Annotated in this window: 19 protein-coding genes; 10 read left to right on the forward strand and 9 right to left on the reverse strand. The window is 65.2% G+C overall.

Annotation, left to right across the window (positions count from 1 at the left end; genetic code table 11):
• Positions 1-97 precede the first annotated feature (97 nt).
• Positions 98-970, forward strand: a complete 873-nt coding sequence (locus J7I79_RS22385) for an aldo/keto reductase (RefSeq protein ID WP_214957175.1) — start codon at positions 98-100, stop codon at positions 968-970.
• Between the two features lie 92 nt (positions 971-1,062).
• On the opposite strand, the gene J7I79_RS22390 is transcribed toward J7I79_RS22385, so the two are convergent.
• Positions 1,063-2,004 carry an AraC family transcriptional regulator gene (locus J7I79_RS22390; RefSeq protein WP_214957176.1) on the reverse strand — a complete coding sequence of 314 codons (942 nt, stop codon included), beginning with the start codon at positions 2,002-2,004 and terminating at the stop codon, positions 1,063-1,065.
• Between the two features lie 203 nt (positions 2,005-2,207).
• Here J7I79_RS22390 and J7I79_RS22395 point away from each other — a divergent pair, with 203 nt between their 5' ends.
• From J7I79_RS22395 to J7I79_RS22435, 9 genes are all read left to right on the forward strand, one after another.
• Entirely contained in the window at positions 2,208-3,164 is a 957-nt protein-coding gene (locus J7I79_RS22395; protein ID WP_251043166.1) for an alpha/beta hydrolase, read from the forward strand.
• 293 nt (positions 3,165-3,457) lie between these two features.
• On the forward strand, positions 3,458-4,696 hold the full coding sequence (locus tag J7I79_RS22400) for an MFS transporter (protein WP_214957179.1): 1,239 nt from the start codon (positions 3,458-3,460) through the stop codon (positions 4,694-4,696).
• A gap of 124 nt (positions 4,697-4,820) precedes the next feature.
• Positions 4,821-6,029: an MFS transporter gene (locus J7I79_RS22405; protein ID WP_214957181.1), complete on the forward strand. Its 1,209-nt coding sequence runs from the start codon at positions 4,821-4,823 to the stop codon at positions 6,027-6,029.
• 32 nt (positions 6,030-6,061) lie between these two features.
• Positions 6,062-6,823 carry an SDR family NAD(P)-dependent oxidoreductase gene (locus J7I79_RS22410; RefSeq protein WP_214957183.1) on the forward strand — a complete coding sequence of 254 codons (762 nt, stop codon included), beginning with the start codon at positions 6,062-6,064 and terminating at the stop codon, positions 6,821-6,823.
• 199 nt (positions 6,824-7,022) lie between these two features.
• Positions 7,023-7,865, forward strand: coding sequence for an SDR family oxidoreductase (locus tag J7I79_RS22415; RefSeq protein ID WP_214957185.1), 843 nt, complete (start codon positions 7,023-7,025; stop codon positions 7,863-7,865).
• Positions 7,866-7,987: 122 nt separating this feature from the next.
• Entirely contained in the window at positions 7,988-8,314 is a 327-nt protein-coding gene (locus J7I79_RS22420) for a carboxymuconolactone decarboxylase family protein (RefSeq protein WP_214957187.1), read from the forward strand.
• Between the two features lie 218 nt (positions 8,315-8,532).
• On the forward strand, positions 8,533-10,119 hold the full coding sequence (locus J7I79_RS22425; RefSeq protein WP_214957189.1) for a Na+/H+ antiporter: 1,587 nt from the start codon (positions 8,533-8,535) through the stop codon (positions 10,117-10,119).
• An 86-nt stretch (positions 10,120-10,205) separates the two neighbouring features.
• Positions 10,206-10,346 (forward strand): hypothetical protein, encoded by a 141-nt coding sequence (locus J7I79_RS22430; protein WP_214957191.1) that lies wholly within the window; start codon positions 10,206-10,208, stop codon positions 10,344-10,346.
• A gap of 117 nt (positions 10,347-10,463) precedes the next feature.
• Complete coding sequence (locus J7I79_RS22435) at positions 10,464-11,450, forward strand: aldo/keto reductase (protein ID WP_214957193.1); 987 nt, start codon at positions 10,464-10,466, stop codon at positions 11,448-11,450.
• A gap of 255 nt (positions 11,451-11,705) precedes the next feature.
• Here J7I79_RS22435 and J7I79_RS22440 read toward each other — a convergent pair whose 3' ends face one another.
• The 8 genes from J7I79_RS22440 to J7I79_RS22475 are packed head-to-tail and all read right to left on the reverse strand — an operon-like array spanning position 11,706 to position 19,980.
• Complete coding sequence (locus J7I79_RS22440; protein ID WP_214957195.1) at positions 11,706-12,143, reverse strand: DUF4913 domain-containing protein; 438 nt, start codon at positions 12,141-12,143, stop codon at positions 11,706-11,708.
• 14 nt (positions 12,144-12,157) lie between these two features.
• Entirely contained in the window at positions 12,158-13,930 is a 1,773-nt protein-coding gene (locus tag J7I79_RS22445) for a type IV secretory system conjugative DNA transfer family protein (protein WP_214957197.1), read from the reverse strand.
• On the reverse strand, positions 13,927-15,525 hold the full coding sequence (locus tag J7I79_RS22450; RefSeq protein WP_214957199.1) for an ATP/GTP-binding protein: 1,599 nt from the start codon (positions 15,523-15,525) through the stop codon (positions 13,927-13,929). Before J7I79_RS22450 ends, J7I79_RS22445 begins: the two co-directional genes overlap by 4 nt.
• Positions 15,525-17,033 carry an SCO6880 family protein gene (locus J7I79_RS22455; protein ID WP_214957201.1) on the reverse strand — a complete coding sequence of 503 codons (1,509 nt, stop codon included), beginning with the start codon at positions 17,031-17,033 and terminating at the stop codon, positions 15,525-15,527. Before J7I79_RS22455 ends, J7I79_RS22450 begins: the two co-directional genes overlap by 1 nt.
• Positions 17,020-18,312 (reverse strand): hypothetical protein, encoded by a 1,293-nt coding sequence (locus tag J7I79_RS22460; RefSeq protein WP_214957203.1) that lies wholly within the window; start codon positions 18,310-18,312, stop codon positions 17,020-17,022. The genes J7I79_RS22455 and J7I79_RS22460 overlap by 14 nt, the downstream gene beginning before the upstream one ends.
• Before the next feature lies 1 nt (position 18,313).
• Positions 18,314-19,060 (reverse strand): hypothetical protein, encoded by a 747-nt coding sequence (locus J7I79_RS22465; RefSeq protein WP_214957205.1) that lies wholly within the window; start codon positions 19,058-19,060, stop codon positions 18,314-18,316.
• Positions 19,061-19,087: 27 nt separating this feature from the next.
• A complete protein-coding gene (locus J7I79_RS22470) occupies positions 19,088-19,357 on the reverse strand; it encodes a hypothetical protein (protein WP_193591271.1) in 270 nt (89 codons plus the stop codon).
• 11 nt (positions 19,358-19,368) lie between these two features.
• Entirely contained in the window at positions 19,369-19,980 is a 612-nt protein-coding gene (locus J7I79_RS22475; protein ID WP_214957206.1) for a DUF6668 family protein, read from the reverse strand.
• Positions 19,981-20,006 lie beyond the last annotated feature (26 nt).

Here is a 20,006-nt window from a genome sequence, read left to right on the forward strand (position 1 = left end):
CCATTTCTGCGGACGTGCTTCTGATGCGACTGGACACCCTGGTCGTGGGAGTGGCGCCCCAACGTCAACATTGAACCGATAGATGAAAAGAGAAGAAATGTCCTCGGCACTTACCTTCAATAATGGCGTCACTATGCCCGCGATCGGCCTGGGCGTGTTCCAGACCGCTCCGGAGGAGACAGTCACAGCCGTGCAGACCGCACTGGAACTCGGGTACCGACACATTGACACCGCCGCCGCCTACTTGAACGAGCGGGAAGTTGGTGAGGGCCTGCACCGCTCGGGAGTGCCGCGCGAAGAGGTGTTCATCGAAACCAAGGTGTGGATCAGCGACTACGGATACGACGAGACCCTGCACGCATTCGAGAAGAGCACCAAGAAGCTCGGCGTCGAGCAGCTGGATCTGCTGCTCCTGCACCAGCCGCTGACCGCAAAGTTCGAGCGCACGATCCAGGCCTACAAGGCGCTGGAGAAGCTCCTGGCCGACGGGGCTGTGCGCGCCATCGGTGTCAGCAACCTGGTGCCGGCCCGCCTGGACGCCCTGCTTGCCGAAACGGACATCGTGCCGGCGGTCAACCAGATCGAACTGCACCCGTACAACACCCACGCCGAGATTCAGGCGAAGAATGCCGCACACGGCATCCTCACCCAGGCCTGGTCCCCGATCGGCGGTATCCGCAGCTACAACGGGGCGAGTTCCAACCCGCTGAACGACCCCACGATCCGTGCCATCGGTGAGGTCTACGGCAAGACCAACGCGCAGGTCATGCTCCGCTGGCACATCCAGCAGGGCCGCTCGGCTATCCCCAAGTCCATCAACGCCGAACGCATCGCCCAGAACTTCGACGTCTTCGACTTCGAGCTGACCGGCGATGAACTGACCCGCATCGACGCACTGGACACCGGAGATACCCTCGACATCGACAACCTCGACCTCGAGTCCTCCGGCATCGTCATCGACGAAGCCTGAGCATCACCCCACCCACGGGCGGGCCGCATCTATTCGGCGGCCCGCCCGTGCTGCGGCTTGTCCCGAATCCGATGACGTGCCGGGGCGTACGGCTAGTGCGCCGCGAGAACGGCGTTGCGGCGCAGGCCGATCACGTCACGTCGGGGTGGGGCCCCGAAGAGTTTCGAGTACTCGCGACTGAACTGCGAGGGACTCTCGTAGCCGACCTCGTACGCAGCGCTGGTGGCGTCGCACCCTTCGGTGAGCATCAGCCGTCTGGCCTCGTGCAGCCGCAGCCACTTCTGGTACTGCAGCGGGGTCATGGCCGTGAGCAGGCGGAAGTGGTGGTGGAAGCTCGACGGGCTCATGTGCACTCGGTCGGCGAGCTCCTCGATCCGCAACTGTGAGGCGTAGTTGGCCTTGAGCCACCCGATGGCCCTGGCGACGGAGAAGCTCTGACTTCCGACCGCCGTCAGCTGACGCAGCCGACCTGATTGATCGCTGTCGAGCAGCCGGTAGTGGATCTCGCGCAGCACAAGCGGTGCCAGCGCCTCGATCGCTTCGGGTTCCTCAAGGAGGTCTGTGAGCCGCTTAAACGGCTCCAGCAGGCTCGGTGTGACGGTTCCCAGGGCCACCCCCCTTCGGTCCGAGCAGTCCTTCGGAGGCGGGAGATGGGTCTGCGCCCCCAGCTCGGCCAGCATGCGGAGATCGAGTTGCATGATCAGTCCCAGGCACGGGCGTTCCGGGCTCGCGTCCAGGACCTGCGAACTAGCGGGGATGTCGAGCGATGCGATCAGGAAATTCCGGCTGTCATAGGCGTAGTTACCTTCCCCGACCAGGATGCGCTTGGCACCCTGGACAGCGAGCACGACGCTTGGCTCGATCTGGCAGAGCCCTGGTTCGGTCGGTGCCTCGCGGCGAAAGAACGACAAACCGGGAATAGCGGTCGGGATGTCCTCTGAGCCCTTGGTCCAGCGGTCGATCGTGCCCGCGAGGATTCGGCGGAGCGCTTCCTGGCGCCGGTCTGGCTGATGGTCGTCCTGATGATCCGGCACCGGGGTCCCTCCTTCGTCGTCGGCGGCGGCAGTGACCCGCTCAGGACAAAATTGTAGCCACCGAAGCGGGAGCTTCTGCCCAATCCGAGCCCCGCTTCGCAGGATCAGGCAAGAACGAGCCAGCATCGTTCTACTGGTTCAGTGCGCGTTCGCGCCAGACTGGAAGAGCCAGCACGAATGTATCTGAGATAGAAGGAGAAGCTTTGGAGCTGACCCAGGAGTGGGACAAGACCTTCCCCAAGAGCGATCAGGTCGAGCACGAGAAGGTCGCGTTCAAGAACCGCTACGGCATCATCCTCGCTGGTGACCTGTACCTGCCGAAGAACTCCGCCGGCGGACAGTTGGCGGCACTCGCGATCTCTGGTCCGTTTGGCGCGGTCAAGGAGCAGTCGTCGGGTCTGTATGCCCAGACGATGGCCGAGCGGGGATATGCCGCCCTCGCGTTCGACCCCTCGTACACCGGTGAGAGTGCCGGAGAGCCGCGCAATGTGGCCACCCCGGACGTCAACACCGAGGACTTCAGCGCCGCTGTCGACTTCCTCGGCCAGCAGGCCGTGGTGGACCGCAACCGCATCGGCATCTGCGGTTTCGGCGGCATGGGCCTGTCCGCCGCGGCGGTCGACAAGCGCATCAAGGCGGTCGTGACCGCGAGCATGTATGACATGTCGCGGGTCATGGGCCGCGGCATGAATGACAGCCTCACCACCGACCAGCGCACCCGGCTGCTCGAGCAGCTGAGCGAGCAGCGGTGGACAGATGCCGACAACGACTCCACAGCGCCCGGTCCCCGGATTCTGCCTGAGAAGCTGGACGCCGACACCGACCCGGTCACCGAAGAGTTCTTCGACTACTACCGCACCCCGCGCGGCTTCCACGAGAACTCGCCGAACTCGAACGGCGCCTGGACCGCGACCACCCCGCTGTCCTTCATGAATCTTCCGCTGCTGACCAACATCGCCGAAATCTCCCCGCGACCGGCCCTGCTGATCGCCGGCGAGGACGCCCACTCGCGGTACTTCAGCGAGGACGCCTACGCCGCCGCGGCGGAGCCGAAGGAGCTCATGATCATAGAGGACGCCAACCACGTCGACCTCTACGACCGGGCGGACAAGATCCCGTTCGACACCATCACGGAGTTCTTCAACAACAACCTGAAGTAGTCCTCGCCGACGCTACCGCGACGAGCGGGTGCTGGCCCCCAGCCGCGGCACCCGCTCGGCTAAGCGGTTGCGGCGTATCCGCTTGTATGATAAATTTCTTATATGGATGCCAAGTATCCGGTTTCTAGGATTAACTTTGCTGTCGTCAGACACCGTGCATCCAAACTCCGAAGTTCGGCACCACCGGCGCCTCCAGAACCAGGCGTTGAGGTTCCCCACCTGCCCTGAACCGCCCAGCTCCCGCCGCCGCCGGCACCTGCGCCTTTCCCCATTCCCCTCCCCAGGAAGCCTTCATGCCTGACACGACCACCGTCCAGCCACCCCTCCAGCTCGCCCGCCGGCGCGGACCTTCTTTGCCCCTGGCCGTGTACGTCCTGGCCGCAGGAACTTTCCTGATGGGCACCACCGAGTTCGTAGTGGCCGGGCTCTTGCCCGAGGTCGCCGCCGACTTCGGCACCACCGAGGCGCACGCGGGCTTGGCGGTCACTGCCTTCGCCGTCGGCATGATCATCGGCGCACCAGTCATGCCGATGCTGACGCTGCGCCTGCCCCGGCGGGTCACCCTCGTCATGGCGCTCGGGCTGTTCGCCGTTGCGCACGTCGTACTTGCCCTCACCGACAGCTTCGTCGTGCTCTTGCTCAGCCGCTTCGCCGCTGCCATCGCGACTGGCACATTCTGGTCCGTCGCCGCTGTCGTCGCCGTCGGCCTGGTAGGCCCCGAGCGCCGCTCCAGCGCGCTCGGGATCGTCCTCGGAGGCGGAATGCTCGCGACCGTCGTGGGCGTGCCACTGGGCTCCCTCGGCGGCCAGGTCGTCGGATGGCGCGGACCGTTCTGGGCTCTTGCGCTCCTGTCTGCAGTGGCCATCGGTGCGGTGGCATCTCTCGTGCCCTCAGAGACAACAGGCCGAACCGCTCCCTCGATCCGTGCGGAGTTCGCCGCACTCCGCTCTGGTCGCCTGTGGCTGGTCCTCGCTACCTGCGCCGCCGTCACCGCCGGGGTCCTGTCCGTCTACAGCTTCATCTCACCGCTGCTCACCGGCCGGACGGGACTCTCCGCGTCGTACGTGCCCGCAGCGCTGCTCCTCTTCGGTGTCGGTGCACTGGCCGGGAACGTCGTCGGTGGGCGTCTCGGTGACACCCGTCCGTTCCGCACACCCGTGGTCACTGTTTTCATCAGTCTTCTTGCCATGGCAATGCTGTCCATCGTCTCGACGATTCCGGTAGCTACCCTTGTCGCCTTCACGGTGCTCGGAGCCGTGGGACTGTCAGCCAACCCGGTGCTCTTCTCGCTTGTCACGAAGTACGGGGGGCACGGCGCCACCCTTCCCAGCGCGATGGCAACTTCCATGTTCAACGTCGGCACCGCCATCGGCACGGCCATTACCGGCGCCGCCCTCACCAGCACCCTGGGCCAGCTCGCACCACCGGTCGTTGGAACCACGTTCGCCGCCATCGCCCTCATCCTGTTCAGCGCACTCGTCTTCGCTCAGCGCCGCTCAGTGACTCCGACACCCGCACAGGGCGACGTATGAGGTTCCCCACGTGGTCCCCGATCGGTGGTATCCGCAGCTGCAACGGTGAATTCAGCGGCTGGCTCGGCTGAATACCCCTGACGCAACCGCTGGGAGCGTTACGCAATCATCAGGAAAGGAAATCATGACAACCTCCACCATCAGTGGCATGACGCGCACCAGTGGCATGACGCGTCTTCGGACTATCACCTTCGCGATCGCCGCCGGCCTCGCCGTTGGAAACCTCTACTGGGCACAGCCCCTTATCGAGGAGATCGCTCGCTCGCTTGATGTGTCTTCGGCTGTCGCTGCGTCGCTGGTAACCGTCACCCAGATCGGTTACGCGCTCGGGATCTTCCTGATCGTCCCCCTTGGCGATGTCCTGAACCGCAGGAAGATGATTCCCCTCATTCTTGGACTGTCAGCGATCGCCCTCATCGGCGCGGCCGTCGCCCCCACTTTCTCGCTTTTGCTCGCCGCGCTCGGCGGAGTGGGCCTGACCACCGTTTCGGCGCAGTTGCTGACCCCGCTGGCCAGTGAGCTGGCGGCTCCCGAACAGCGCGGGCGTGTGCTGGGCACCATCGCCTCCGGTGCCCTCATCGGCATCCTTCTGTCCCGCACGATCAGCGGAGCCGTAGCAGAGTACGTCGGCTGGCGCGCCATTTACGTCCTCGCCGCCATCCTCACCGTCGCACTCGCCGTCGTGCTCTCGTTCATGATCCCCCGGCTGGAACAGCGCCCGGCCACGAACTACTTCCGTCTGCTCCGGTCCGTGTTCACCACCGTCGCCCAGCACCGTGCAGCCGCGCCCACAATCCTCATCAGCGCCGCAGTGTTCTCCGTGTTCTCCCTGTTCTGGACCTCGCTGACCTACCTGCTGTCCGCCCCGCCGTTCTCCTTCACCGTCGGCCAGATCGGCCTGGTCGGCCTCGCGGGCCTCGCAGGTGCAGTCGCCGCGCGGCGCGCCGGCTCGTTCCACGACCGCGGCTGGTCAGTGCCAGCCTCCGGAGTCGCGCTGACCCTCCTGGCCGTCTCCTTCGTCGGCGCCTGGTTGGCACAGTCCTCCGTGATCGCACTGATCGTGGTCGTGATCGTGTTGGATCTCGCCGCCCAGGGCGCCCTCGTGCTCGGCCAGACCCGGCTGCTGTCCCTGCCCGGTCAGAACCGGAGCCGCCTGAACACCGCGTTCGTGGTCAGCAACTTCCTTGGCGGCGCGATCGGCTCCGCCCTCGCCGGGCCGCTGTGGGCCACCGGCGGGTGGCCCACCATCACCGGCACCGCACTGGCCATCGTCATCGTCGCGCTCCTCGTCTGGGTCTTCACCCGTCGCGGTGCTCTCGTCGACCAGAACTGACACCACCGAACACCAGGAAAGAGATCCCTTAAATGTCCCGCATCTTCATCACCGGATCCTCCGAAGGACTTGGCCGGAACGCCGCCCTGGACCTCCTCCACGACGGGCACCAGCTCGTCCTCCACGCCCGCAATCCCCACCGGGCCGACGCACTGAACGATCTGACCGCACGCGGTGTCCGAATCGTCGTCGGAGATCTCGCCCGAGCCGACGGCGTTCGCGCTGTCGCAGAGCAAGTGAACAGCATCGGGCGGATGGACGCCATCATCCATAACGCCGGCGTCGTCGACGGAGCCGCCCTCCTGCCGGTGAACGTCGTCGCCCCCTACCTGCTCACGGCACTGATTGAACTCCCGGACCGGCTGGTGTACCTCAGCAGCGGCATGCACCGCGGCGGGCGGGCCGACCTGACCGGCGCGGACTGGTCCGGGACCCGGGCCACCAAGACGTACTCGGACTCGAAACTGTTCATCACCGCGTTCACGATGTTCCTCGCCCGCACCTGGCCGGACACCTTCAGCAACGCCGTCGACCCCGGCTGGGTGCCCACCCGTATGGGCGGGGCCGGCGCGTCGGATGACCTCCGCGAAGGCCACCTCACCCAGGCATGGCTGGCCGGAAGCAACGACCCCGGAGCCGAAGTCACCGGCGGGTACTGGCACCACATGCACCAGCAGAAACCCCACCCAGCCACCCTGAACCAAAATTTCCAGGACGAGCTCATCGCACAGATCGCCGACCACACCGGCGTCGCCCTCCCGACACCCGCTGACAGGCCCGGAGGCGAATCGTGAGAACAGGGGATCCTCGGGACGGGCAGAAAGTCAGCCGGGCCCTCGCCAGGTCCCGCCGCTCATGGCCACACGGTCGTGCCCGGTGCCCGAAACGTTGACCCGAAAGCGTGCGCACCACCCGCAGCGCCGACGGTAGCCTCCTCATCTCTTAACGAACCCAAGACCTTCTAACCGGCCGACCCTCGAAAATAGGAGAACCATGACCACCGATTCCATCACCACCAAGCGCACCTGGCTTATCACCGGTGTATCCAGCGGCTTCGGCCGGGTGCTCACCGAGCAGCTGCTCACACGCGGCGACCATGTCATCGGGACCGTGCGCAAGCCCGAAACCGTCGCCGATCTGCAGGAGCAGTACGGCGACGCCTTCCGCGTGGAGCTGCTCGACGTTACCGACGCCGCCGCTGTGCGCTCGACCGTCGACCGCGCCTTCGGAGACGTTGAGCGCATCGACGTCGTGGTCAGCAACGCCGGCTACGGGCTCTTCGGTGCGGCCGAAGAGCTCTCCGACAAGCAGATCCAGCACATCATTGACACCAACCTCTCCGGCTCAATCCAGCTGATCCGCGCTGCGCTGCCGCACCTCCGTGCACAGGGCGGGGGACGGATCATCCAGATCTCCAGCTACGGCGGGCAAGTCACCTTCCCCGGCTCATCGATGTATCACGCCACCAAGTGGGGCATAGAAGGCTTTGCGGAGTCCGTCTCGCAGGAAGTTGCCCCGTTCGGCATCGGTGTGACGATCGTCGAGCCCGGTGCAGCGCGCACCGAGTTCCTCGGAGGCAGCGTGCAGATCGCCGACGAGCTCGCCGCCTATGAAGGCAACCCGGCTCACGCGTTCCGCGGGCTGATCGGTGTTGAGGCGCTCGGTGACACGGGCAAGATGGTCGCCGCGATGATCGACAGCGTCGATGTCGAGCCCGCGCCGCTGCGACTGCTGCTCGGCTCCGACGCCTACGGCACAACCCATCAGGTTCTGCAGGATCGCCTCACGGCGCTCGAGGCCCAGAAGCAGCTCGCGTCCTCCACTGACGCGGACTGACCCGGCCGGAGCAGCGCCACGAACCGCGGCTCCAGCCATCAGATGAACGACGGTGGCGGACCAGAGTGCCGCTTCAACCGTAGAACCCACCACCAACCCACCCAAATGAAAGAAGGATCCTCATGACTGACCAGCCCAAGCAGGTAGGCGGCGGACGCAACCTGTTCGAAGACTTCGCCCCCAAGCTCGCCGCCCTCACCGACGACGTGCTCTTCGAGGACGTCTGGAACCGCCCCGAGCTTGCGGCCCGCGACCGCAGCCTCATCACCGTCGCGCTGCTCGCCGCCGGCGGTCATTACCCGCAGCTCGAGTTCCACCTTGGCCGTGCCGTAGAGAACGGCGTGACCCAGGAAGAGCTCATCGAAGCCCTGACCCACGTCACCTTCTACGCCGGTTGGCCCTACGGGATGGCCGCGATGGGGATCGCGAAGAAGGTGTTTACCGACTAGCGGCGAAGGCCGAAGACGAGCTCCGAAGTCCCTTCTCTTCACTTCACGCGAAGAGAAGGGACTTCTCCTCGCGTCCGGCGATGACGGACGCCGGTTCCTCAGGCCCGGGACTTCTACGACCGCAACCGAATGGGTCGCGTCCGAGAGGACATCGAGATGGGGAAGACCTGCGGATCATGGGCGAAGCGGGCCGACCGACCACGTGAAAGGCAATAATCGTGCTTGGACTAGAACTAGTCGTGATCCTGGGCGTGCTGGTGCTGGTGTGCAACATCGCAGCGCGCCGCGTCCGGGTCGCCGCCCCGGTACTGCTGCTGGCCAGCGGCGCCCTGTTGGGTTTCATTCCCACACTGCGTGAGGTCCATCTGCCTCCGGAAACCGTGCTGCTCCTGTTCCTGCCGGCCTTGCTGTACTGGGAAAGTCTGACCACGTCCCTGCGGGAAATCCGGAACAACCTGCGCGGCATCGTGCTAATGAGTACCGCGCTGGTAATCGCTACTGCCGGGGGCGTGGCCCTGGTCGCGCACGCACTCGGCCTGCCCTGGGGGCCTGCCTGGGTTCTCGGCGCCGCCGTCGCCCCCACCGATGCAACCGCCGTCGGGGTACTCGCCCGGGCGCTGCCCCGCCGCAACGTCACGGCGCTGCGTGCCGAGAGCCTGATCAACGACGGAACCGCCCTGGTGATCTACGGCCTGGCCGTGGGCATCACCGTCGGCGAGCAGCACTTCGACATCCCCCGCATCACGGGGCTGTTCCTGCTCGCCTACGGCGCCGGGGCACTGGCCGGAGCCGTGACAGCGTGGGTTGGAATGCAGATCCACCGCCGCCTGGAGGACCCTTTGCTGGCCAACGTCGTTTCCATCCTGACCCCCTTCACCGCCTTCCTGCTCGCCGAGACCGTCCACGCCTCAGGAGTCCTGGCCGTGGTCGTCGCCGGGCTGTTCATGAGCCAGATCGGTCCCCGGGTGGTCCGGGCCGGAGCCCGCCGGCAGGGACAGGCGTTCTGGTCCCTCACGGCGTTTTTGCTCAACGGCGCCCTCTTCGTCCTGGTTGGCTTGGAGCTGCAGTCCGCTGTCCGGGGGCTGAACAGTGTAGGGCTCGCGAGCGGACTGCTGGCTGTGGCGGCAGTCTCGGCAGTGGTGGTCGGCATCCGCTTCCTCTTCCTGTTCGTCACCACCTACGCGATCCGGCTCATCGACAGGCGGCCCCAGCAGCGCCTGCGAAGGGTCAGCAACCGTGCCCGGGTAGTCAGCGGAGTCGCAGGTTTCCGTGGGGCCGTGTCTCTCGCCGCGGCACTGGCTGTACCTGGGACGCTGGCCTCAGGCGCCCCGTTCCCCGGCCGGGACATGATCATCTTTGTGACCGCCGGAGTCATCGTGGTAACCCTGGTTATCCAGGGTCCGCTGCTGCCGGCAGTGGTCCGCTGGGCCCGTCTGCCCCACGACAGGTCCGCCGGTGAGGAACGCCAGTTCGCCGAAACTACCGCCATCGAAGAAGCCCTGACAGCACTCCCGGGACTCGCCGACGACCTTGGCGCCGACCACGAAGTCACCGACCGGCTCCGCCGCGAATACGCCGAACACCTGCGCGTCCTGCACGCCAGCAACGACCGCGCCGGAGACGAACGAGCGCTCCGGCACGACCAGCACGACACCGCGCTGCGCCTGGCACTACTCGCCCGCAAACGCGCCGCCGTTGTCAGGCTCCGGGACGAAAGCCGCATCGATGACACAGTGCTCCGCCAAGTGCAGGCCAGGCTCGACATAGAAGAAGTCAGGCTGTCACGCCACGACAGCACCGAGTAGGTTCCCTTCACATCCTTCCGGCCCAGGGCCGGGCCGACGAAACCTCAAATAAGAAACCGAAAAGAACCACTGCACCGGCAGGAGCCATGAACAAGAAAATTTACGGCAGCAACAGCCTCTGGCCTGATGGCATCCGCAATAGCAAGGTGCAGCAACGCAGGGTGCAGCAACCACGGCCCTACCGCTCGGGATTCGACACCGGCCGCAACATCACTCGTGGTCGTTGAGCGGACCCGCGCCGCCACCATGGAAAAACACCCCTACCGGCTACTAACTGACAGCCGCGCACCGCACCCGGTGGTGTGCACACAGCAGTAAACACGAACAGGAAAGAGGAACACCAGATGCATACACGTACCCTCGGCCAGGGACTGCAGGTCTCAGCCATCGGATTGGGCTGCATGGGCATGTCCCAAGGCTACGGGCCCAACCCAGGAGACCGGCAGGCCATGATGGCCGTGCTCCGCGGCGCGGTCGACACCGGCATCACCTTCTTCGACACTGCGGAGGTCTACGGGCCTTTCGTCAACGAAGAACTCGTTGGCGAGGCACTGGCCCCTGTCCGCGACCGGGTCGTCATCGCCACCAAGTTCGGGATGAAGATCGATAACGGCAAAGTCCTCGGATTGGACAGCACCCCGGAGCGGATCAGGCAGGTCGCCGATGAATCACTGCGCAGGCTCCGCGTGGACACGCTGGACCTGTTCTACCAGCACCGGGTCGACCCGAATGTGCCCATCGAGGACGTCGCCGGCGCCGTCGGGGAACTCATCCAGGCCGGCAAGGTCCGCCACTTCGGACTCTCTGAAGCATCTGCCGCCACGATCCGGGCGGCTCACGCCGTTCAGCCTGTGACGGCTGTGCAGAGCGAGTACTCGCTGTGGACGCGGGACCCCGAACCTGAAGTGCTTCCGACCCTGGCGGAGCTGGGTATCGGGTTTGTTCCCTTTAGCCCGCTCGGCAAAGGATTCCTCACCGGCAGCGTCACCAGCTCCACCACGTTCAGTGACGGCGACGTCCGGACCACCATCCCGCGCTTCACGGCGGAGAACCGTGCCGCGAACCAGGCTCTCGTCGACCACATCGGAAACCTCGCTGCCAGCAAACAAGCAAGCCCAGGCCAGATCGCTTTGGCCTGGCTGCTCGCCCAGCAGCCCTGGATCGTCCCGATTCCAGGTACCCGCCGCCGGGAACGCGTCGAGGAGAACGCAGCGTCCACGACGATCGCTCTCTCAGCTGACGAGCTCGCTGGCCTCGATGCCCTGGCCGCACGGGTAGGAGTGCAAGGCGACCGGTACAACGAACACCAGATGGGACTCGTAGGACGCTAACTGCGCCTCGTCGGGACTCCCTTGCCCAGCCTTGGAAGCGACGGCGCCGGACTATCCGTACGTGGTGGCCAGGCGCCGTTTCGGGAGTCCGGGACCAATGCGCGGAAAAGTAGCGCTAAGCCATTGTCGGATTAGGTCCGGTAACGATCGTTACCGGACGCTGCGATGCCTAACGTTGGATATTTCACTTTTTCACAAGCCACCCCAAAAGGGGGAGACCGCCAACTGGCGGTCTCCCCCTTTTCGTCTTCGTGCTTAGGTAGCTTGCGTCCTTGCGTCGCGGAACCAGCCGTCAGGTGCTTTCTTGGGTTCCAGATGGTCCGGGTCGCGGTGTTCTTTCATATCGCAGTTGTAGAACGGCCCTTGGGGGTTCAACAGGACGCCCATGTGGTGGTCTGCGTGATCGCGCCACCAGACGCTCATCCCGGTTGCCGGGTCGAGGCGCAGGTGCTCCCAGGAACGCCACAAGGCCGCAACGCGGGAGACGGCTTCGGGGTGGAAGTACCACTCGATGCACCACTTTGCGGTCTTCCCGGTGACGCTGCGGACGTATGTCGGCAGCAGCTGCTCGTGAAGGAACTCTTCGGCCGTGCCGTAGACGAGTTCCGGTGCCTTCTCCGGCTTGCCGTCCTCGCCTGTGCCGGGGTTGGGGGCGGGTGTGTCCGTATCGAACAATCCGAAATCATCTGCCATGGCTGGTTGCTTCCTTACCCGGTGACCCAGGGATTAGCGACCGGTGCAGCGGACACCGGGACGGCCTCCGGTTCCTCCGGGCGGGGGCTGTACTTCCTGATGGACGCCTCCACGGCTTCCTTATGCCGGCCGGTGTACCAGGGCATGGTCCGGACCAGCGTGGCCGGGGCACCGGACGCGAGGACCACCGCGCGGCCGCGGTCGAGTTCGGCGAGGTTGGAGACGTCGAAGATGCGTTCCTTGCCTTCCTGTCGGGAGCGGCTGGAGCCGGACTTTCCGGACGAGACGGAGACGTTGGTGTAGCTATAGTCCCCGATCAGGTCCGAGAGTGCCCGGAGGAAACCTTCTTCGGCCACGCCGCCGCCGTAGACCTTGACGTTCGCGGCCGACCAGATTTTCCGCATGTTCGCCTCGCCCCACAGTTCAACGCCCTGTGACCAGGACTGCAGGATGCCCATGACGATCAGGCCCTTGGAGCCGTAGTGGCTGAACTGATCCGGCAGGGCAGCCCAGCGGACGACGTTGGCCAACTCGTCCAGGGCGAACAGCGCAGGCTTGGGCAGACGGCCGCCGCTGCGCTCGGCCCGTTCCTCCATCGCCTCAGCGATGGCCACCGTCAAAGCTGTGGTGAGCGGGGAAGCAGAGCCGGCCCCTTCCTTGGAGAGGATGTAGATCGTCTCCTGTGAGGCAGCGAAAGCATGCGGGTTGAACTGCCGGCGGGTATCCGTGGCCACCGTCGCGCCACCTGTCGGAGCGACCCAGCGCAGCGTGTTCCTGCTCTTGAGGCACTGAATCATCTTCTCGGCGGTGCCGAAGATACCGTCGCGCTGCTTGTCGGCCAGTTCCAGCGTGGACTCCAGCCCCTTGTACTGCAGCTCGTAGTCATGCTCTTTCAGGATGTTGATTGGTTCCCGGTTAACCTGCTCCGTCACCCACAGGTAGACCTGCGTGATGGGCCGCTCACCCAGCGCGGCCGCGAGGAAGTACGAGGAGAGAATGTCTTCGGCCTTGGGGTCGAAGTAGGCATCCGGCTTGGATCCCGGGACCCTTGAACCGACCGAGAAGTGCTGCGTGAGCTTGTAGGCCTTCTCTTCGTCCGTGACGTAGGAGAGCGGGTTCCACCACCACTCCGCTTCCTCCTGGGCGATCTTCTGCGGATCGAACACCCACACAGGGGCGGTGAGCTCGCGGACCCCCCGGGTGCCGTCCACCACGTCACGCTTGTTCGAGGTGGAGACAACGGCACCGGGTGCGTCCAGGATCGCGGGCATGACCCGTGAAGTCGACTTACCTGTACGAGGACCCCAGATATCGAGGCTGAGGTCTTCCCAGGACTGCATGAACGTCTGGCTCGTGGAGACGACCTTGCCGACGACGATGCCCGGAGTGTCCTTCACTCCGAGGCGCTCGGCCGTCGCTTTTGCGCCCTTCTCGGAGAACGCGGCCAGGGACTTCCCACGGCCCAGGTACCGGGCGGCCTTATCGACCCGGGCTCGCTTGGACGCACCGTTCTTCCAGGCCACGAGTACGACGATGGTCAGGACCAGGATCACGGCGGCCATGAGGGCCGCGGCCACCGTGGACTGGGTTGGCCAGGGAACCCGGCCCTTGACCAGACCGGCGATCAGGTCAATCGGGTGCATGGGCGGTGCTTCGATGCCGGCCATCCAGGAACCGAGGTGGGCGGCCGCGTAGGTCCCGCCGCCGAAGACGACGATGAAGCCGATGGCCAGCCAGACCAGCAGGGCATCCCCGAGGCCCATTCCTTTACGGTTCGGTGCGCTCACGGTGTGCCTCCTTCGGTGGGCAGCTGCGGAGCTGCCGGCTCAAGGAGGGAATCAGCCGGGGCGTGCCACTTTGTTTGGGTGTCGTTCACGCCATGGTCTCCGGTTTCGATCGAGGTCAGCCCAACCTGCACCGGGATCCCCGGGCGGCCGCCGACCTTGATCAGGAACTTCCCGCGGCCGGGAGGTTCGACGTCAACGCCGCGTGAGTCCCAGGCGGGCGGGTCCTGCCAGGAAATGAGTTTCTGCTGCTCCTGGCGGGACAATGGAATGGCCGAGGTCAGCAGCAGCATCTCGGAGGCCGGCAGACCACCGCAGATGACCATGCCGGAACGCTCCACGAAGCCGCGGGCCTTCATCCGGTCCTCTTCCGCGGGGAGGGCGAGCAGGTCAGACATGGTGTGGGAAATCATGATCTGCCCGACACCCACGGACCTGTTCAGACGGGTGAGGGCGTCCACCCGGTCAACCATGCCTTTGCCGGAGCGCAGCGCCCGCCACAGCTCATCGAGGACGACGAAGTAGTTCCGGCGCGGTTCCAGGCCGGCATCTGCCAGGGCGTTGGCGACGTTGACGGTTCCGAATCCGTAGGACCAGCACGCCAGCAAAATTGCGGCCTGCAGGTCTGTTTCGGTCTCGTCAATGCTGGAGACATCGAAGACCACGGCGCGGTCCCGCATCATGGGATTGGTGGTCTGCCGGGAGAAGATTTCCCCCAGCTTTCCTCCACCGGTCAGGCCCAGCAGCGTCGCCTCCAAGGCCCGGGTTTCCTGCAGGTAGACGGTCATGTCTCCCCGGTCCAGTGCGACCTGGCGCAGCTCATCGGGCGCGGAGATGATCACGTCCAGGAGGTCCTTCAGTACCGGGACGCCCTCGAACCGGTCATCGAGTACCCGCAGCGCCCGGTCAAGGATTGTCTGTTCCTGATCGGTGGGCGGGTTGTTCCGGCTGATCGTGATCAGCGAAACGACCATCGTCAGGCGCCGGCCGTGCGCGTCGGCCCGGACCCGGGTGGCATCCTCATGGTGGCCGCTGTCCTCGAGGAGCTGCGCGGCTTCAACGGCCTGGCCGGGGTCCAGAATGTTCAGGTACCCGACGCCACGGCCAAGCTTGATGACTTGCCCGTTGAGGGCTTCCACGGCTTTGACGTGCTCGCCTTTGAGGTCTCCCAGGATCAGGGGGTGAACACCCTGCGCGGAGAGGCCGATGAACATCCGGCGCACCACGGTGGACTTCCCCAGCCCGGGCTTGCCCAGGATGAAGGCCGAGGGGTTGGAGATGAGTCGGGCGCGCTGGAACCAGCTGATGGGGTCACAGCAGACCGTGGCCTGGGTTTCCTCGTGGCGTCCGAGTGGGACGCCGATCATGGGCGAGGACGCGCCGGAGGAGAACGGCCACAGGCCGCAGACCTGAACCGTTGTTCCCCGGTATTCCTTCACGGACGGGACGAGCTGGGCCATGCCCCCGCCACGACCGGACCAGCCACGGGCACCCGGCCCGGCCTCGCGCGGCTGCTTCTCAGCCTTTTTCTTGGGCGCAGCCTTTGTCGGCTCGGTGGTCTGCTTGGATGTACGGGTGAACATCTTCATGAGGGTCATTAGAGGGCATCCTTAATCTCGGACGGCACCATGCTGTGCTTGGGCAACACCAGGCCAAGCGGCAGGGAGGCCGCGAACGCGGTGTCCTGCGCGCCGTAAGCGCGGCGCAACAACACCCGGGCAGTACCGGAGGTCTGCTCCACAGCGGCGACGGCATCATCGAGGCGTTCCCGGTCGGTGACGGTGGCCGTGACGACCATCCCGAAATTCACCAACCCGGCACCCTGGGCCTCCTCCTGCGCTGTCTGCACGGCGGAGCGGGCGTCGACCAGGGCGCGGGCGGAGGGCCGGTTTCCGGAGGTGATGCGGACGTTGGCGTTGTTCTGGTCCCGCTCGACCACGGCGGCTGCCCGGGCGGAATCCATCGGGCGGTACAGCAGGGAAATTCGCTTACGGTCAACGTCCCCGTGCGGGGCCAGCAGCCGGGACAGGACCGAGGAATTCACAGACCCGCGCGGGGCGCCAGTCATCGTCCAGGAGGCCGAGAACGCGCTGTCGTGCCGGTAAGTATCCCAGCTCGCCTGCGTCGCGGTGGGGCCGACCTCGCCCCAGGTCAGGGACACCGGAGAACCGGCGGCATGGGCTTCATCGATGATCAGGGCAGCGGGGGGATCGTAGGCGATCCGCACGACCTCGCAGAGTTCCTGCGCGGACATCGGACGGGCAATACCGGCGCCGGTGGACTGAAGCCGGGCCGACAGGCCCGGGATCCGCGAGGCGAGGTCACGGGCAACATCTTCCGGTGTGCGCTTCTTGGACCCTGCCCGAATAGCGGAGTTGAAGGTCAGGGACACCCAGGCGCGGACCGTGGCCGATCCTTCCGGATACGTATCAACGACTTCACTCAGCATGTCCTTGGCAAATGCCGGCGCGTTCGGGTCGATGTTCATCATGACTTCGTTCCGCAACCGGTACCCAGAGTCCGGGGCGGTCTCCACCGTGACAGCCGCGGCGTCCAGCCCGGCCTCATCCGCCAGCCCGGCGAGCCATCCGCCCCAGTTCGCCACCCACGCATCAACCTGCTCAGGGTCCACCAGCGAGGCACCATCAGGTTCGGTGGAGAAGATCACCGTGAAGTGGCCGGTGGTCGGCACGTGCAACAGGGCGAAGGGGCGCTTGTAGGAGTCGGTGAACTCGTACAGGGTGGACTTCGCGGCTAGGCCAGGGAGCTGGTACATGCCCCACTGCGTCACGCCCAGGGGGCCGGAACGGTAGAGATTCGTTCCGGAGGACTTGGAGAGCTTGAAAGCCATGCGGGTGCCGAACCGGTCAACAACGGACTGGCCATGCTTGTCCTTGACCGTCAGCAACAGGGCGCTGACCCCGGCCAAGGCCAGAACAGCGAGGCCCGGGAACAAACCCCAGATAGCAAAGCTGGTGATGCCCAGCAACAGCCCGGCCATGACAATCCCGGTGCCGATAGCGCCGAGGTTGCCCAGACCGGCTGAGCGCGGTACGCGCCAATTGCCGTAGGACGGTTCTTTGTATTCAGTGCTAATTGCTGCCACTGGGGCCCTCCCCGGTTGAATCCTGCGCGGTCTTTTCGATTGCCTGCGATGTCTTTGACGCCACCTGTGCTCCTGCGGCTACGGTCATGCCAACTGGTCCAGCTGCTGCTGCGGCTCCCCCAGCTGCTGCTCCTGCTCCCGCCCCAGCTCCTGCAGTACCAGCTGCTGTGCCAGACGCCGCGGTGCCGGTGGCTCCAGCAGGACCGGTCGACGCTGGCGTCGGCTGGCCGCCGCCTCCCTTGGGCCCAGGTGTTCCGTCGCTGCCCTTCGGAGACGTGCCTGACTGGTTGCTCTGCGTGCTCGCTGGTGTCGGTGCGGCATTGCCTTTGCCGCTGCCACTGCGGCCCAGGGAGACGGCACCTGTTGCCATGGCCCCCACTGCCGCGCCTGCCCCGGCTCCCCCGCCAGAGGCGACGGCACCGACCATCGGCGTGACGAAACGCATCAGGGCTGGCAGGGCGAACAAGGCAACGACCATTAGCGTGAAGCCCGTGATGGACCTAATCAGCGCGTTCTGGCCCGCACCGTTGCCCATTAGCAGGAACGCGACCGAGTAAACGATGGCTGCCGCAGGCTTGTAGAGGATGAAGGCAATAGTCCAGCCAACTGCTTTCTGGAACCACTGCCTGCCCATCTCCGTGTTCGTGAACGCGGCCGTGGTCGGCAGGATGCCCGCCAGGATCACCAGCATGCCGCTGCGCACCACCATCAGCACGACCTGGACGAGAGAGGCAATCAGGCCAATCAACCCCAGGACGATCAGGATAAACACCCCGACGCCGGTCTGGTTGGTTATGACCAGGATGTTCATCGACTCTGCGAATCCCTTCCCGTCCGTGGAACGCTCGATGACGGCGACAGAAAAGGCGTCGGCGGCGATCACCAGAATCGAGATGACACCCAAGCCAAGGCCCGACACCAAAGTGAGCGTAAGCAGCGAGCGGAGAAGATCCTTTAGCGGTGCCCCACGCTGTTCCCAGATCATCCGGATGCCTCCGAGGATGACGGCGAGGACTGCCAGCGCCAGCGTCCAGGGCATCAATTCGCTATTGACCGCAGAAACAACGGGACTTGGCGTGGTGCCGTCCTCGCTGGCCAGGTTCACCGTGGGCATGGAGACCCAGAAGGTAGACAGTGTTGTCACCATCTGGCTCATGCCCTCCATGATGGCTTTTGCAAGATTGTTGATTGCGTCGTCTGCGATCCCCGCCGCGACATTGCTGGCACCCTGTTGGGTCCAGCAGACCGCGTTCCAAACTTCGCATTCCTTTTCTGCCATGTCAGACGCCGGCCCAAGGGATAAACGAGCTCAGGTCACTGATCTGGCGAACTGCGCCTCCGCCAGCGGGCGGGATATCGAGTTTCCAGTCGCCGTCCTCCCAAAGCACTGACGTTGAGAAAGCACCATATCCGCCGTCGTTGCTCTTGATGGCCAGCTCCACGACGGCTGTTTCGGGAGTGTATGAATGGATGATGAAGCCGGCGATCTGGACCTTCGGTGAGGTCCCACCGCTGACGTCCTTGCCTTCCTTTATGGCCTGTACTGCTTTGTCCCGCGAAGGGCTGTCAGCTGAAAGCTCCAGGTAAACCTGTTTTGCATAGCCGTTGAATGACGACGCCCAGATGTTTACCGTTGCGTAAAGAGCCCCTGTGGGTGACTGGGCGAAGCACGACCTCAGACCGTCCTTGCCCACAGTGCCGGGGCCTGCTGTTGATGGATCTGTTGGAACGGCCATGGTTCCGAGCAAGTCCCACTTGGATTTGGGCGCGGTTCCCAGTGCAGTTTCCTTGCTCGCAGGGAGGCCGCAGACGCTCTTGCCAGCCCCAGCGGAGGCGCTGGGGCTGGCTGCGGCTGTGCTGCTGGTCTCTGTCGGGGCAGGAGCCGGCTGGGCATTTCCCTGTCCTTTGGGGAGCAGGAAGATGACGACGGTTGCTGCGATCAGCGCGACCACCAGCGCGGCAGCGATGAGGAAACCGGGTTTGGTGAACGGATTGCTTTCGGTGGTGCTCTCTGTTGACTGGCTCATGATGAACCTCCCGTTGTTGGTGCTGGCTTAGACGAAGGCGCGGACGATACCGGAGGCGCCGGTGATGATGATGCAGCCCAGGAGGACCCAGCCGAGCTTGCCGATGGCTTGTGCGCCCTCGCCGCGCTGGAGCTGAATCACCATGCCGATGCCGACGATGATGACGCCAAGGACACCCAGGACCAGGCCGATACCGGAGGCCCAGTTCAGGACCGTGAGCAGGCCGCCGGCCTCGGCCGGGACGGTCGGGGTGGGGTTGGGGATGACGCTTGCTGCAAGTGCGGAGAACGAGTTCATGGTGAGACCTTTCAGTGGGTGGTTCTGGGTGTGGTGTCGGTGGCCAGGGAGGCCAAGTCATTGATGAATCGTTGGTATTCGCGGCCCGTTGGCGGCGTTGTGGTGTCGCCGTGCCGCCAGGCCTCTACCCAGGGCAGGGTCCAGAGTCGGGGCGCTCCCCCGCCGACGATTGCGGCGAAGTCACGGAGCGCTTTGGGAGTCTTCCCCGGTGCGTCCGCCAGGACGGCGAGGCCGAGCAGATCCAGCTTCGGTGCCGCGCCTGATGCCCATTGGGTCAGTGCGCTCTGTGCCGCTGTCAGGCCGCGCATGTCTGCCCGGCAGACCAGCAGCACCCGGGGTGTGCTCCCGTCCTGCAGGACGGGCCAGCAGTGGTCGGTGGGGCGGGCCCCGTCGAGCAGGTCAGCGATGCGGCTCTCGCCGGCTCCCCCTTGGGCGCCGGTAATCCACAGCGCTGCAGAACCTGACATGGTGCGGCGGGATAGGCGGTCTGCCGTGTCCGGTTCAACCATTCCCCTCAGCGGTTCACTGATCACTGCCGCAGGCGGCACGTGCGCGTCCGGCGCCTCCTCTTCTGCTCCGTCGGCGGCGGGGCTGGTGATCCAGGGGTTCAGGGACTGTTGCATGGTTCCTCCTTTCAGAATCCGTTGGT

It is taken from the genome of Arthrobacter sp. ISL-69 (assembly GCF_018613775.1).
Taxonomy (GTDB): Bacteria; Actinomycetota; Actinomycetes; order Actinomycetales; family Micrococcaceae; genus Arthrobacter.